Annotated in this window: 14 protein-coding genes; 10 read left to right on the forward strand and 4 right to left on the reverse strand. The window is 64.6% G+C overall.

The window, feature by feature from the left end; translation table 11 throughout:
- Nucleotides 1-37: 37 nt before the first annotated feature.
- Complete coding sequence (locus tag QCE64_RS28550; RefSeq protein WP_310007557.1) at nt 38-1,093, reverse strand: beta-ribofuranosylaminobenzene 5'-phosphate synthase family protein; 1,056 nt, start codon at nt 1,091-1,093, stop codon at nt 38-40.
- Nucleotides 1,094-1,243: 150 nt separating this feature from the next.
- Complete coding sequence (locus QCE64_RS28555; RefSeq protein ID WP_309925609.1) at nt 1,244-1,618, reverse strand: 4a-hydroxytetrahydrobiopterin dehydratase; 375 nt, start codon at nt 1,616-1,618, stop codon at nt 1,244-1,246.
- A 411-nt stretch (nt 1,619-2,029) separates the two neighbouring features.
- Between QCE64_RS28555 and QCE64_RS28560 the strand changes: the two genes are divergently transcribed.
- The 10 genes from QCE64_RS28560 to QCE64_RS28605 all read left to right on the forward strand — a co-directional run bounded on the left by QCE64_RS28560 (nt 2,030) and on the right by QCE64_RS28605 (nt 11,195).
- On the forward strand, nt 2,030-3,838 hold the full coding sequence (locus QCE64_RS28560) for a methanol/ethanol family PQQ-dependent dehydrogenase (RefSeq protein WP_309925611.1): 1,809 nt from the start codon (nt 2,030-2,032) through the stop codon (nt 3,836-3,838).
- A gap of 97 nt (nt 3,839-3,935) precedes the next feature.
- Nucleotides 3,936-4,358 (forward strand): c-type cytochrome, encoded by a 423-nt coding sequence (locus tag QCE64_RS28565; protein WP_309819264.1) that lies wholly within the window; start codon nt 3,936-3,938, stop codon nt 4,356-4,358.
- Between the two features lie 64 nt (nt 4,359-4,422).
- A complete protein-coding gene (locus tag QCE64_RS28570) occupies nt 4,423-5,334 on the forward strand; it encodes a substrate-binding domain-containing protein (RefSeq protein ID WP_309934378.1) in 912 nt (303 codons plus the stop codon).
- The gene (locus QCE64_RS28575) at nt 5,331-6,077 is read left to right on the forward strand and encodes a hypothetical protein (protein ID WP_309925615.1); all 747 of its coding nucleotides are present in this window, start codon (nt 5,331-5,333) and stop codon (nt 6,075-6,077) included. Before QCE64_RS28570 ends, QCE64_RS28575 begins: the two co-directional genes overlap by 4 nt.
- 377 nt (nt 6,078-6,454) lie before the next feature.
- The gene (locus QCE64_RS28580; RefSeq protein ID WP_404987511.1) at nt 6,455-6,913 is read left to right on the forward strand and encodes a glycoside hydrolase domain-containing protein; all 459 of its coding nucleotides are present in this window, start codon (nt 6,455-6,457) and stop codon (nt 6,911-6,913) included.
- 182 nt (nt 6,914-7,095) lie between these two features.
- Nucleotides 7,096-8,067 (forward strand): LysR substrate-binding domain-containing protein, encoded by a 972-nt coding sequence (locus QCE64_RS28585; RefSeq protein ID WP_309819274.1) that lies wholly within the window; start codon nt 7,096-7,098, stop codon nt 8,065-8,067.
- A 29-nt stretch (nt 8,068-8,096) separates the two neighbouring features.
- Complete coding sequence (locus tag QCE64_RS28590) at nt 8,097-8,990, forward strand: quinoprotein relay system zinc metallohydrolase 2 (RefSeq protein ID WP_310007561.1); 894 nt, start codon at nt 8,097-8,099, stop codon at nt 8,988-8,990.
- Nucleotides 8,991-9,015: 25 nt separating this feature from the next.
- Complete coding sequence (locus QCE64_RS28595) at nt 9,016-9,894, forward strand: quinoprotein dehydrogenase-associated SoxYZ-like carrier (RefSeq protein WP_310007563.1); 879 nt, start codon at nt 9,016-9,018, stop codon at nt 9,892-9,894.
- Nucleotides 9,891-10,838 (forward strand): MBL fold metallo-hydrolase, encoded by a 948-nt coding sequence (locus QCE64_RS28600; protein ID WP_310007565.1) that lies wholly within the window; start codon nt 9,891-9,893, stop codon nt 10,836-10,838. The genes QCE64_RS28595 and QCE64_RS28600 overlap by 4 nt, the downstream gene beginning before the upstream one ends.
- Before the next feature lie 48 nt (nt 10,839-10,886).
- Nucleotides 10,887-11,195, forward strand: coding sequence for an EthD family reductase (locus QCE64_RS28605; RefSeq protein WP_309925625.1), 309 nt, complete (start codon nt 10,887-10,889; stop codon nt 11,193-11,195).
- Between the two features lie 11 nt (nt 11,196-11,206).
- Here QCE64_RS28605 and QCE64_RS28610 read toward each other — a convergent pair whose 3' ends face one another.
- On the reverse strand, nt 11,207-11,944 hold the full coding sequence (locus tag QCE64_RS28610) for a Pr6Pr family membrane protein (protein WP_404987782.1): 738 nt from the start codon (nt 11,942-11,944) through the stop codon (nt 11,207-11,209).
- A gap of 50 nt (nt 11,945-11,994) precedes the next feature.
- Complete coding sequence (locus QCE64_RS28615; RefSeq protein ID WP_310007567.1) at nt 11,995-13,392, reverse strand: dihydrolipoyl dehydrogenase; 1,398 nt, start codon at nt 13,390-13,392, stop codon at nt 11,995-11,997.
- Between the last annotated feature and the right edge of the window lie 18 nt (nt 13,393-13,410).

Raw genomic sequence — 13,410 nt, forward strand, 5'->3', positions numbered from 1 at the left:
TGAAATCGATTGAAGCTGTTGTGTGCCGAAACGCCCTTCAGGCCGCGTCCGCGCCGCGCTGTCCCGGCGCCGCCGCGCGCCATGTCGCGCCGCGGTTGCGCGCGGCGGCGATGGTGTAGTTCAGCGATGCGCCCGGCGCGACGCGTCGGGCGGCCGCGAGCGCGCGCTCCGCGTCCTGCGCGCTCTCGACGAACGCGAAGCCCACCGGTCCCCACGAGGTCTGACCGATGCCGGCTTTCTGCTCGGCCGCGACGGCCTCGATCGCGCACGCGACAGCAGGGCTCGCGAAGACGCCGCCCTGCACCGGCGCGAAGTACTCGCCGATGGTCTGCTGCAGGTCGCACAACGCGTCCGCGAAGGGCGCGAAATCGCGCTCGGCGACGGCGGGCAGGATCCGCATCAGCACCAGATGACTGAGGTGTGCAGCGAGGTACGCAGGGAACGGCGCGAGCGAGGCGAGCCCGCGCTTCTCGTCATCGCCATGGAGTCCTTCGCGCGAGGTGTCGTCGATGAGCAGCACGCGCCAGGCTTCGGGAAAATCCTGACGCGCGATCAGCGGCGGCAGGAGCGTGCCGGCGGCGCGGCCGCCATCGACGATCAGACCGCCATGATCGAAACCATGAATGCCGATACCTGAACGCAGGCCGCGCGAGAGCACCCGGGCGATGTCGGCGGAGCTCGCGTCGAGGCCGCGCACGCGGGCGAATGCCGTGCCCAGCGCGAGCGCCAGCTGCGTGCCGGAGCCCAGGCCGGTGTGGGCGCGCGGAGTGTGATGCAGTTCGATGTCGAGTGCCGGACCCGCGCCGAAGGCTGCGTGCAGCGCCGCGAGATGCTGCTCGATGCGCTCGCGCTGCGCGACGCTCGCCGCGCCGTCGATGCCGCCATCGATGCGTCCATCAATGCGTCCATGATGTGCCGCTGCCGGAGCGTGCCGCACGGTAAGGCAGGTACTGTGTGCATCGATGGCCAGGCCCACGCTGCCGAACGAGCGTCCGAGCGAGGCGTTCGGATCGATGAAGCCGAGATGCAGCCGCGCGGGAGATTCGACTGTGATCGCCGAGGGAGGGGATAACCGTCCGGGAGAAGTGGGCATCACGGTCTGTGGTCGAGGCCAGGGGAACCGCGAACATGCAAATGCTGTACCAGAATGAGGAAGCGCGCCGGGCGCGTTCATGGCTGATGTACGAGGACGATCACGCGAAGCGAGGGCTTTCGAAACACCGCCCTCGCTTCGCCTTTGCCGCTAGTCGTACTTGATATAGCGGAAGCGCTGATCGTCGGATGGCGTGCCATCGAGCGGGCCGTCTTCCTTGCCGGGTTGCCAGTGCACCACGTCTTCGATCTTCCGGGCGAGCGTCAGATCCTTGTCCGTGATGCCCTTCGCCGAATGCGTCTTCAGCTTGACGATGACGAACGCATACGAAACCGTGAGATCGGGATGGTGCCACGCGGCTTCCGCGAGATGGCCCACGGTATTGACCACCATCAGCGTCCCTTTCCAGCCCTCGGTCTTGTACTTGCGCCGCAGCCACCCGTCTTCGAGATACCAGTGTGCGAGCGGACCCTTGAGTTGCTGCTTTACTTCCTCGTCGGAATACACCTTTTCGCTTTGAGCCATGACAAGGCCTCCATGAGATGAACATGCTGGTCGAGTATGCGCCGCGCCGGGCGCGCCCATCATTGCATCCTATAGAAAACCCTCAAGGCGGGCGCGATGCACCCTTGCTGCGCAGCGTCATGTCACGCACGCGTCCGCCATGTCCCGTCACGCCTGATGTTTCGCGTATTTGACACAGTATGTGTCGCCATCCGACATCGATCTCACCGCACGCGACAGCAAGCTGCGCCAAATTCCCGATTTCAGGCGGCCATTTAAAACCGGCATGGAATATGCAATTCGCCTCTCTACGCAAACGCCCGGCAATGAACCGGACGACGCGCAACCCGTTACCTGCATTTGAAGGCGCGCACGATGCAACCCGGTAGCGTGTTCATCCTGGGTCGGAAGCATCACCATTCTGGAGGAGACATGAACTTACGCACCCTGGTTCTTGGACTGGCGGTGGTCGCGACGGCAGGCCTGAATTCCTATGTCGCTCAGGCCGACTCGCAACTGGACAGCCTGATCAAGAATCCCTCGAACTGGGCGGCGCAGGCGGGCGATTATTCGAATCACCGCTATAGCACGCTCAAGCAGATCAACGAAAACAACGTCGGCAAGCTACAGGTGGCCTGGACCATGTCGACCGGTGTGCTGCGCGGCCACGAAGGATCGCCGCTCGTCATCGGCGATACGATGTACATCCACTCGCCGTTCCCCAACAAGGTCATTGCCATCAACCTGAAGGACCAGACCTTCATCTGGCAATACCAGCCCAAGCAGGACAATCAGGTCATTTCGGTGATGTGCTGCGATACGGTCAACCGTGGCCTGGCTTATGGCGACGGCAAGATCTTCCTCCAGCAAGCCGATACCAAGCTCGTCGCGCTCGACGCCAAGACCGGCGACGTCGTCTGGACCGCGCAGAACGGCGATCCGAAGAAGGGCGAGACCAATACCAATGCGCCGCACGTCTTCGGCGACAAGGTGCTGACCGGCATCTCCGGCGGCGAATTCGGCGTGCGCGGACGGCTCGTCGCGTACAACATCAAGGACGGCAAGGAAGCGTGGAAGGCCTACAGCGTCGGCCCCGACAACGAAATGCTGATGGACCCGCAGACCACCATGACGTGGACCGACGGCAAGATGGTGCCGGTGGGCGCGGACTCGTCGCTGAAGAGCTGGCAGGGCGACCAGTGGAAGTACGGCGGCGGCACCACGTGGGGCTGGTACGCATGGGATCCGAAGCTGAATCTTGTCTACTATGGCTCGGGCAATCCGGGCACATGGAACCCGACGCAGCGTCCCGGCGACAACAAGTGGTCGATGACCATCTTCGCCCGCGATCTGAACACGGGACAGGCCAAGTGGGTCTACCAGATGACGCCGCATGACGAATGGGACTACGACGGCGTCAACGAGATGATCCTCTCCGACCTGAACATGGGCGGCAAGAAGGTGCCGGCCATCGTTCACTTCGACCGCAACGGCTTCGGCTATACGCTGAATCGTCAAACGGGCGAACTGCTGGTCGCGCAGAAGTACGACCCGGCGGTCAACTGGGCCGACAGCGTTGACCTGAAGAGCGGCCTGCCGATCCGCAACGCAAGCTACTCGACGCAGAAGGCCGGTCCCGATCACAACGTGAAGAACATCTGCCCCGCGGCGCTCGGCTCGAAGGACCAGCAGCCGGCCGCCTTCGATCCGGGTTCGAGCCTGTTCCTCGTGCCGACGAATCACGTCTGCATGGACTACGAGCCGTTCCAGGTCGACTACGTGTCGGGTCAGCCGTTCGTCGGCGCCACCTTGTCGATGTTCCCGGGCCCGAACGAGAAGGGCGCGATGGGCAACTTCATCGCGTGGGACGCGGCCAAGGGCAAGATCGTGTGGTCGAAGCCGGAGAAGTTCTCGGTGTGGTCGGGCGCGCTCGCCACGGCCGGCGGCGTCGTGTTCTACGGCACGCTCGAAGGCTACATCAAGGCGGTGCGCATCAAGGACGGCAAGGAGCTGTGGAAGTTCAAGACGCCGTCCGGGATCATCGGCAACGTCTTCACGTATCAGTACCAGGGCAAGCAGTTCATCGGCGTGTATTCGGGCATCGGCGGCTGGGCCGGCATCGGCATGGCGGCGGGTCTCGAGAAGTCGACGGAAGGCCTGGGCGCGGTCGGTGGCTACAAGGACCTCGCGAAGTACACGGCCCTCGGCGGCACGCTGTTCATCTTCGCCATCCCGAGCTGATGCGCGTTCTCTGACCTGAGTGAAGGGCACGGCGGCTGCAAGGGCCGCCGCGCCGCGCTTCCCCCCATTACAAAGACATGTTCAAGGAGTCAGACGTATGAAAGGCCGATCACTCTTGATGCTGGCGATGACGCTCGCTGCGTCTTCCGCTTCGTTCGCGCAAACGCCTCCTCCGATGCCTGCGCAAGTGAAGCCGGTCGCGTACAAGGTCGTCGAGGGCAACAAGGTCGACAGCGACACGCTGCAGGGCTGGAAGACCTGGCGTGCACTCGCATGCGAACGCTGTCACGGGGCGAAGCAGGAAGGCATGGTCGGCCCTTCGTTGATCGACGCTTTCAAGACGCTGGACAAGACCGAATTCCACCGCACCGTGTTCGGCGGACGCGTGGACAAGGGCATGCCGGACTTCAGCACCAGCCAGATGATGCAGAAGAACTGGGAAAACCTGTACGCGTATCTGAAGGGACGCTCCGACGGCAAGATCAATCCGGGCGACTTGCAGGCGATCGATGCAAAATAAGGACGCGCGCCGCACGCGAATGCGGCCGACATCCGATGATTGCTTTCAACCCGGAGGTGCTTCGATGTCCAGTCGTCATGCAAGCCGCGCCGCTTCGTTTCGATTCCTCGCCGTGCTCTGCGCGGCGTGCGCGACGTTCCCGGCGCAATCCGCTTTTGCGCAGGGCGCGGGCGGGCCGCCGCCCAATCTGCCGGACAACGACGGCGCGGACGGCGTGCTGCGCGTGTGCGCCGATCCCAACAACATGCCGCTCTCGAACAAGAAGGGCGAGGGCTATGAGAACAAGATCGCGAGCCAGATGGCGAGCGACTTCGGCTACAAGCTCGAATACACCTATTGGCCGCAGCGCATGGGCTTCGTGCGCAATACGCTGCGCGAGAAGGTGCCGCAGAGCGAGCGCTTCAAGTGCGACCTGATCATCGGCGTGCCGAAGGGCTATGAACTCACGGCAACCACGCGGCCCTGGCTGCATTCCACCTATGCGATGGTGTTTCCGAACAAGCCTGAATACGCGAGCATCAAGTCGCCGACGGATCTCATGAACCTGCCGCCGGACCAGTTGAAGAAGATGAAGCTCGGCATCTTCGTGAAGAGCCCCGCGACCGACTGGCTCCTGACCCACAACCTGCTCAATCAGGCGGTGTCGTATCAGGGGCAGAGCGGCGATCCGGAAGCCTTTCCGGGCGAGATGATCGAGCGCGACCTGGCCAAGGGCGACGTCGATGCGGCGTTCGTCTGGGGGCCGATCGCGGGTTACTTCGTCAACCGCTCGGACAACAAGGTGCGGCTGGTGGCGTTCCCCGCCGGCCAGCCGATCCGTTTCGACTACGAGATCTCGATGGGCGTGCGCTATGGCGAAAAGGCGTGGCGCGACAAGGTGGACAACTGGATCGCATCGAATCAGCCGAAGATCGACGAGATCCTGACCAGCTATCAGGTGCCCTTGCTGCCGTTGCAACCGGCCTCCGCGCAATGAAGCGGGCACTGGGCGTTTGTGTTCTCGCGTGCGCCGCGCAGATGCTGACCACGGCGAGGGCGGCGGATGCGCCCGCCGCGTCCGCGCCGGCCGTGCAGATTGCGCCGGCGGAGCGCTTGCTCTTCATGCAGCCGCATCTGAGCGGCGTCGAGCCGCAGACGGAACTGGATTACGCGGTGGATTACTCCGGGCCGCCCGCGAAGGTGAACGACACGGTGCGCGTGCTCGTCATGAGTCCCGGCAACAGCCACAACGACGCGCGCGTGACCGACCGCACGGGCAACGTCAACGTGCCGGGCGGGCTGCCTTGCAATCCGATGATCATCTACTTTCTCGAACATGACATCGCCGAGATGGAGCAGCTGACGGGCGGACAGCGGCGTTACTTCCAGCAGCGCGTGCGGATGGCGCTGGCGGCGGGTCCGGCCATCACGCCGGTGTCGAGCGAGTCGCTCGGGCTCGGCAAGCATGCGAAGGCACAGCAGATCGTCATCCAGCCTTACCTGAACGATCCCAACGCGGACCGCTTCAAGAAGTACCTCGCCAAGCGCTACACCTTCGTGATGGCCGATGACGTGCCCGGACACCTGCTGATGATCCGCACGGAAATCCCCGGCGACGGCGGCGACTTCGCGCATCCGCTCGCGAAGGAAACGCTTGCGTATCAAGGCTCGCTCAAGAACATGAGCACGCCGGGCGGAGGACCGGTCAAGCCGTCCAACGCGCCTCGCGCCAGCAATTGAGTTGAACGGTTGAGCGGGATGTCTCGCGCTTCTCTTCCGACCTTCCTGCGCCATCCCTGGCCCGAGCGGATCCCGAACTGCGGGACGAACCGGTTGTCATCGGCGTGCCATATGCCGATTCCCCGCAGCAAACCACGCGCGCGCTAAGCAACGGCAATAAGCCGGTTACCACGGCGCCCGCGTTACCTTCATCCCGTGGAATTCGTCGATGACCTGCCGGGCGCCCGGCTGCACAAGGTCATCTGGACGCCCATTCGTATAGCTGAACAAACGCGTGAAGCGGGGTGATCGGACGATCAACGTTCGGTCCCGTGGACGTTCGTGTTCCCGACTTTCGAACGAACGCCCATCGCGCACGATGGCGGCAAGGTCAAACGGTGCTGCCGGGCCTGAGCAAGTACATTGCGCTTGGCTATCTGCCGGACGATGCGGGCATCGTCATTGATTCCAGCCATAGCAACGGCACGTCTTCGACGACCCTGGAATATGCGAGCAACGATTTCGCCGTCTCGCAGTTCGCGCAGGCCATGGGCGATTCGACGAACGCCACGAAGCTGCTCGCGCGCTCGCACAACTGGGCCAACGTAATGAAGTCCAACGCGACCGAGCTGAACGGCGTGTCGGTCACGCAGCCACGCAACCAGAAAGGCACGTGGCCGGCTTACACGACCACCGACCCCGTGGAAGGCACCGCCGAGGAATACATGACGTGGCAGCCGCTCGCCATGCTGAAGACCGAGCGCGCCGTCGCCGGCCTGGGGCGCGTATTCGTCCGCGACGCCGCAGCCGCCTTCACCGGGGGGAAGCGAGTTCTGAGGTTCGCCGTGCGCGGGTAGGAGCAGGACCGTGCTTGTACCGGGTTTTTCGGGCCGATTCGCTGGAGTAGAATCGGCCCGGCAGGAACCGACCTCAAGCAACGGACCTCGGCACGGAGAAGCACGATGGCGAAGTCGATCACCATGCGCAAGGCTTCTCCGATCACGACGCCACTGGCGCTCCGGCCAGAGGGCGCGCGTTCGTGAACTTCATCCGCTCCCTCACCCTCCGGCAGTTGCAGATCTTCGTCATCGCGGCGCGTTGCCCCAGCTTCGCACGCGCGGCCGAGGAACTGCACCTGACGCAGCCCGCCGTATCCATGCAGATTCGCCAGCTCGAAGACGCCATTGGCCTGCCGCTTTTTGAACGCGTGGCGCGGCGCCTCGCACTGACCGAAGCCGGCGAGCGCCTGTCGCATCATGCGAGCCGCATCCTCGGTGAAATAAAGGACGCCGAAGACGCGATGATGTCGCTCACGCAGGCGGACAGCGGCTCGATTGCGGTGAGCATCGTCAGTTCCGCCACCTACTTCGCGCCCAAGCTGCTGGCGCTGTATTCGCAGCAGTATCCGAAGGTCGATGTGCACTTCTCGGTCGGCAATCGTGAAACGCTGCTGCGTCTGCTGCAGGACAACGCCACCGATCTCGCCATCATGGGCCGTCCGCCGCCCGAACTCGGCACCACCGCCGAACCGCTCGCCTATCATCCGCATGTGATCGTCGCGCCGCTGTCGCATCCGTTGCGGCACGCACGCGGCTTCGACCTGCAGGAACTCGCGCACGACACCTTCCTGCTGCGCGAGCCCGGCTCGGGCACGCGCGCGGTCGCGGAACACGTGTTTCGCCAAAATCTCTTCGTGCCCGCGCGCAGCGTCACGCTGGGCAGCAACGAAACCATCAAGCAGGCCGTGATGGCCGGCATGGGCGTGAGCCTCATTTCCTTGCACACGCTGTCGCTCGAACTGCGCACCGGCGAAATCTGCATCCTCGACGTGAACGGCACGCCGGTCGAGCGCACCTGGCAACTCGTGCATTCGCGGTCCAAGCAGCTTTCGCCGACCTGTCTCGCGTTTCGCCGCTTCCTGCTCGAACACGCCGAGCCGTTCCTCGAACAGGAATATGCGCCGTTCGGCGTGCGCCGCCCGAAGCGCCTCGCGCAAGCGGGCGGCGCGTGATGGGGACGGCATCGCGCGGTGCGTTGTTCATGTTGCTTGCATGCGTAACCATCGCGCGTGCACAGACGGCCTTGCCGGTCACGCAGATTGCACCGGGCAATTACGCGCACCGCGGCCATGATGCGCTCGCGACGCCCGCGAACGGAGGCGACATCGCGAACGTGGGCTTTGTCGTCGGGACGCGTTGTGTGGCCGTGATCGACACCGGCGGCACGCTCGCGGAAGGCCGCGCGTTGCGCGCCGCCATCCGCCGGGTCACGCCGCTGCCGGTCTGCTATGTGATCAACACGCACATGCATCCGGATCACATCTTCGGCAATGCGGCGTTCAAGGACGATCATCCGCAGTTCGTCGGCAACGCGAGGCTGGCGCAGGCCGAAGCCGCACGCGCCGACAACTATCTGCGCGCGCTGCATCGCGAGCTCGGCGCGGCGGCGGAGGGCAGCGAGATCGTCCCGCCGACGCAGAGCATCCACGGCGAAGGGACGCTCGATCTGGGCGGCCGCACGTTGACCTTGCGTACCTGGAAAACCGCGCATACCAACAACGACTTGACGGTATACGATGAGAAGAGCGGCACGCTGTGGACCGGCGACCTGCTGTTCGCCGGATGCATTCCGGTGGTGGACGGCAGCGTGATGGGCTGGCTGGACGACATCTCGCGCATTCGGCAGATGAAACCGCGTCATGTCGTGCCGGGTCACGGTCCGCTGGACCCACCCTGGCCGCAGGCGCTGGATGCCGAAGCGGACTATCTCGCCAGCCTGGCGCGCGATGTGCGTGCAGCCATCAAGCAAGGCGAGACGTTGCAGCAGGCGGTGGACAGTGTCGGTGTGGACGAACGCGGCAAGTGGCTCCTGTACGACGAATACCATCGCCGCAATGTGACAGCCGCTTATGCGGAACTGGAGTGGGAACAGTAGCGCTGCGGCGCACTGGAGGGACATCATGAAGACCGCAGGGTTTGGCGCTCGCTTCGTTTCGGCAGCGAGCTTCGCTTCCGCCGTGCTTGTTCCAATGCTTGTTTCAATATCGACACAGGCTGCGCAGCCCGACGACAACCCCGACAAGAACGCGCGCTGGCAGGACTTCAGGCAAGGCACCTTCAAGGACCGGACGATCGACCCTCACGGCGACGCGGTCATCAAGCTCGATGCACCCGCACGCGCCGCCGACGCTTCCGTCGTGCCCATCGCGATCAACGCGCAGTTTCCGCAGACGCCGACGCATTACATCAAGGCGGTGTATCTCTTCATCGACGAAAATCCGGAGCCGTATGCGGGTTCGTTCGAGTTCACGCCCGAATCGGGCATCGCGACCATCGAGACGCGCGTGCGGGTCGAGGACTATACGTTCATGCGCGTCGTCGCCGAGACCAACGACGGCAAGCTCTACAGCGCGGTGCGTTTCGTGAAGGCATCGGGCGGCTGTTCCGCGCCCGCCGACAAGGACGACGACGCCGCCGAGCGCGCCGCCGGCGACGTCAGGCTGCGTACCGAAGGTGCGCCGGTGAGCGGCAAGCCCGAACTCGCGCAGGTGATGGTGCGTCATCCGAACCGCACCGGCATGGCGATGAACCAGATCACGCGCAACTACGCGTCGGCGTACTTCGTCCGCAAGGTGGCCGTCACGTATGCCGGCAAGCCCGTGATGACCGCCAACGTCAACTTCTCGATCAGCGAGAACCCCAACTTCCGCTTCTACTTCGTGCCGAGCGGCACGGGCGAGTTGCAGGCGCATATCGAAGACACGAAGAGCAAGTCATGGGATGGCGCCATGGCGGTCAATGCCCAGCCCGGCAGCACACAGACCTCGGCGATGAAATGACGCGGCGCGGCTGGCATGCGCGTCTTCGTGCGTGGTTCGTCGGGTACTGGCTGCTCGCGGCGAGCGCGCTCGCGCAGGCGGCGCTGAGCGGCATGCCCGCGCCGGTTGCCATTGCGCCGGGCGTGTATGCATTCATCGGCGACAACGGCGCCGTGGCGCCCGCGAATCACGGCATTGTCGCGAACAATGGGTTCATTGTCGGGACGGATGGCGTGACGGTGATCGACACCGGACCGTCCTACCGCTATGGCCGCGCGATGCTCGAGGCGATCCGCAAGGTCACGCCGCTGCCGGTCAGGCGCGTCATCATCACGCACCAGGCGCCGGAGTTCGTGTTCGGCGCGGCAGCGTTTCGCGACCAGGGCGTGCCGATTCTCGCGCATACCCGCGCGGCGCAGCTGATTCGCGAGCGCTGTTCGATCTGTCTGGCGAACCTGCGCAAGACACTCGGCGAAGACGAGATGGCCGGTTCGCGCGTGACCGTGCCCGATGAAACCGTCAACGGCACCACGGAGCTCGAAAGCGGCGGGCGCAAGCTGCAACTGCTGCATTTCGGGCCGGCCAGCACGCCCGGCGACCTCGCTGTACTCGATACCGAGACCGGCGTGCTCTTCGCGGGCGGACTCGTGTCGAACGGACGCATTCCCGAACTGCGCAACGAGCAGATTCCCGGCTGGCTCGCGGCGCTCGAAAACCTCCATGCGCTCGATCTGCATACCGTGGTTCCCGGCTTCGGGCCGCCCATGCCCGACGACGACATCCTGCAAACCGGCGTCTATCTGCGCGAACTCGATGCGGCGGTGAGGCAGGCCTACAAGAACGGCGTCGGCCTGACGGAGGCGATGCATACCGTGCAGGTCCCGGCGTTCCGCACCTGCAAGCTTTACGCGATCGCACAGCCGCAGAACGTGCAGCGCATCTATCTGCAACTCGAAAAGCAGTAGCACCTTCCGCCTGCTTTCCCGGCCGTACCAACCACAGGAGACATGACGATGGCCCAGCTCGTAGCGCTTTACAAGAAACCGTCCGACACGAAGGCATTCGATGATTACTATGTTTCGACCCACGCGCCGCTCGCGAAGACGCTACCGGGCCTGCGCAAGTATGAGGTGAGCACGGGGCCGGTGGCGGTGGCGTCGGGGGAATCGCCTTATCATCTCGTGGCGCTGCTGGAATTTGATTCGCTCGAAGCGATTCAAGGTGCGCTGGGTTCGGAGCAAGGGCAGAAGACGGCCGGCGATCTCGCCAACTTCGCGCAGGCGGGCGTCGATCTGCTGATGTTCGACACGAAGCCCGCCTGAGCCCGTCGAAGCTAATCGATGCGGCCGGAGGACGAATCGCCCGATTCGGCCTCCGGGTCTGCAAGGGTCAGATCTTCGCGGCGATGATTGATCGCCAGGAACACGCCCATGAGAACGAGAAAGGCAGCGACCAGCATCGTGGCGTTGACGAGCACGCGTTCGTAGCCCAGTTCCGAGACGTTGATGAACGGGTACGGATAGAAGTCTGAGAGACTGCCGCGCCATAGCGTAATGACGAGATAGCTGAGCGGATAGACGAGCCACAGCGCACAACGCCTGAGCGACAGGTGAAAGCGCGGCACGAACAGGAACCAGTACAACGCGGCGAGCGCCGGCACCACGGTGTGCAGCGATTCGTTGACGAGCGCGCGATAACCCGACGGTGTCCACAGATAGCGCAGCAGCGCGTTATACGCGATCCCCACGAAGACGATATACACGACGACCGCCGTCACGACAGTCGGCCGTCTGAAGAAACGCGCGACCGGAAAACGCGCTCGCGTGGCGACGCAGGTGAAGCAGAACGCCGTCAGCAGCACGGTCAGGTTCGTCAGGTAGCTGCTCATGCGCGCGACGCCATCCAGGACGGAGAAGCCGCGCCCGGCGAACCGCGCGATGGTGATGTCCGTCTGTGCCGCGAAGGCGAGCCACGCGATCATCGCGATGGTCGCGGCCACCGCAAGCGATGCCGTGCTGGGCGTGTTGAGCGGCAGATCGGGCTGGCGGGACTGAGGGGTGTCGGGGGGCATCGGCATGAAGTCATTCTACGTGCGCGCCGATGCCCTCGCAGCCGCGACCCTTACGCCAGCTCGAGCGCGGCGTCGCGCAGCGCGGTGCGCAGACCTTCCTCGACCACCGGATGGTAGAACGGCATGCGCAACATGTCGGCGACGGTGAGCTTCATTTGCAGCGCCCACGCCAGCAGATGCGCGATATGCTCCGCATCCGGCCCGATCCATTCGGCGCCGATGAATCGGCCGGTCGCACGCTCGGCATAGACATGCATGAGCCCGCGATTTCTCAGCATGACGCGGCTGCGTCCCTGATCCTCGAAGCTCACTTCGCCGGTGACGAACGATCCGGGCGCAAGGTCGGCATGACGTGCGCCGACCATCGCGATGCCGGGATCGGTGAAGGCGATCGCCAGCGGCGCGCGCCGTTCGAGGGGCTCGGCCTGCTCGTCCCGTGCAACACGCGCGGCATTGGCACCCGCCGCGCGGCCTTCGTCGGCGGCTTCGTGCAGCAAGGGCAGCACGCCGTTGGCATCGCCGGCGACGAACACCGGATGCGTACCTGCCTGCAAGGTCTGTGCATCGTAGACGGGCATGCCGTCGGCATCGAGTTCCAGCGATGTATCGCGAAGCCCGAGTCCGCCGATGTTCGGCTTGCGGCCGGCCGCGACCAGCACGTAATCGAACGTGTCTTCCAGCACTTCGCCCGTGTCCGATACATAACGCAGCCGAACTTCATCGCCTTCGCGCACCGCCGCCTGCACGTTCGCGCGCGGCTCGAAGCGGAAGGCCTCGCTGAAAGTCCGTTCCGCATAGGCGCGGATCGCGGGATCGGTCAGCGGACCCACACGTCCGCGCGCGCCGAGCACCGTCACCCGCACGCCGAGCCGTGCCAGCGCCTGCCCGAGTTCCAGCCCGATGACGCCCGCGCCGACCACGGCAACGCGCTTCGGCAGGTCATCCCAGGAGAACACGTCGTCGTTGATGACGGCGCGGTCGCCGAGCGCGCGATACGTCGCGGGCATGACTGGGCTCGATCCGGTCGCGATGACGACGGCCTTCGCGTGAACCTTCGTATGCTCGCCGACCATCAGCCAGCGATCGTCGATGAAGCGCGCATAACCGGTCAGCTTGTCTTCGGCGGGGAGGGCATCGACGCCCTCGACCACGAAGCCGACGAAGCGATCCCGTTCACGCTTCACGCGCGCCATCACCGCATGGCCGTCGATGCGCACCGCGCCGTCCACATGCACGCCGAACGCGTCGCCGTGACGCGCATGATGCGCGGCATCGGCGGCTGCGATCAGCAGCTTCGACGGCATACAGCCGACGCGCGCACAGGTCGTCCCATGCGCGCCGCCTTCGATGAGAAGCGCCGTTGCACCCGCTGCCTTCGCCGCGCGGTACGCGGAAAGTCCCGCGCTGCCCGCGCCGATGATGGCGACATCCGTATGGATCGTGTTCATGATGGTGTCCCGAGTAAT

It is taken from the genome of Caballeronia sp. LZ043 (genome assembly GCF_031451075.1).
Lineage (GTDB): Bacteria > Pseudomonadota > Gammaproteobacteria > Burkholderiales > Burkholderiaceae > Caballeronia.

Coding starts and splice junctions, on each gene's coding strand:
- QCE64_RS28605 (WP_309925625.1), top strand. CDS start 10,887: ATGGCCCAGCTCGTAGCGCTTTACAAGAAACCGTCCGACACGAAGGCA.
- QCE64_RS28595 (WP_310007563.1), top strand. CDS start 9,016: ATGAAGACCGCAGGGTTTGGCGCTCGCTTCGTTTCGGCAGCGAGCTTC.
- QCE64_RS28555 (WP_309925609.1), bottom strand. CDS start 1,618: ATGGCTCAAAGCGAAAAGGTGTATTCCGACGAGGAAGTAAAGCAGCAA.
- QCE64_RS28615 (WP_310007567.1), bottom strand. CDS start 13,392: ATGAACACGATCCATACGGATGTCGCCATCATCGGCGCGGGCAGCGCG.
- QCE64_RS28570 (WP_309934378.1), top strand. CDS start 4,423: ATGTCCAGTCGTCATGCAAGCCGCGCCGCTTCGTTTCGATTCCTCGCC.
- QCE64_RS28600 (WP_310007565.1), top strand. CDS start 9,891: ATGACGCGGCGCGGCTGGCATGCGCGTCTTCGTGCGTGGTTCGTCGGG.
- QCE64_RS28575 (WP_309925615.1), top strand. CDS start 5,331: ATGAAGCGGGCACTGGGCGTTTGTGTTCTCGCGTGCGCCGCGCAGATG.
- QCE64_RS28610 (WP_404987782.1), bottom strand. CDS start 11,944: ATGCCCCCCGACACCCCTCAGTCCCGCCAGCCCGATCTGCCGCTCAAC.
- QCE64_RS28590 (WP_310007561.1), top strand. CDS start 8,097: ATGTTGCTTGCATGCGTAACCATCGCGCGTGCACAGACGGCCTTGCCG.
- QCE64_RS28560 (WP_309925611.1), top strand. CDS start 2,030: ATGAACTTACGCACCCTGGTTCTTGGACTGGCGGTGGTCGCGACGGCA.
- QCE64_RS28550 (WP_310007557.1), bottom strand. CDS start 1,093: ATGCCCACTTCTCCCGGACGGTTATCCCCTCCCTCGGCGATCACAGTC.
- QCE64_RS28565 (WP_309819264.1), top strand. CDS start 3,936: ATGAAAGGCCGATCACTCTTGATGCTGGCGATGACGCTCGCTGCGTCT.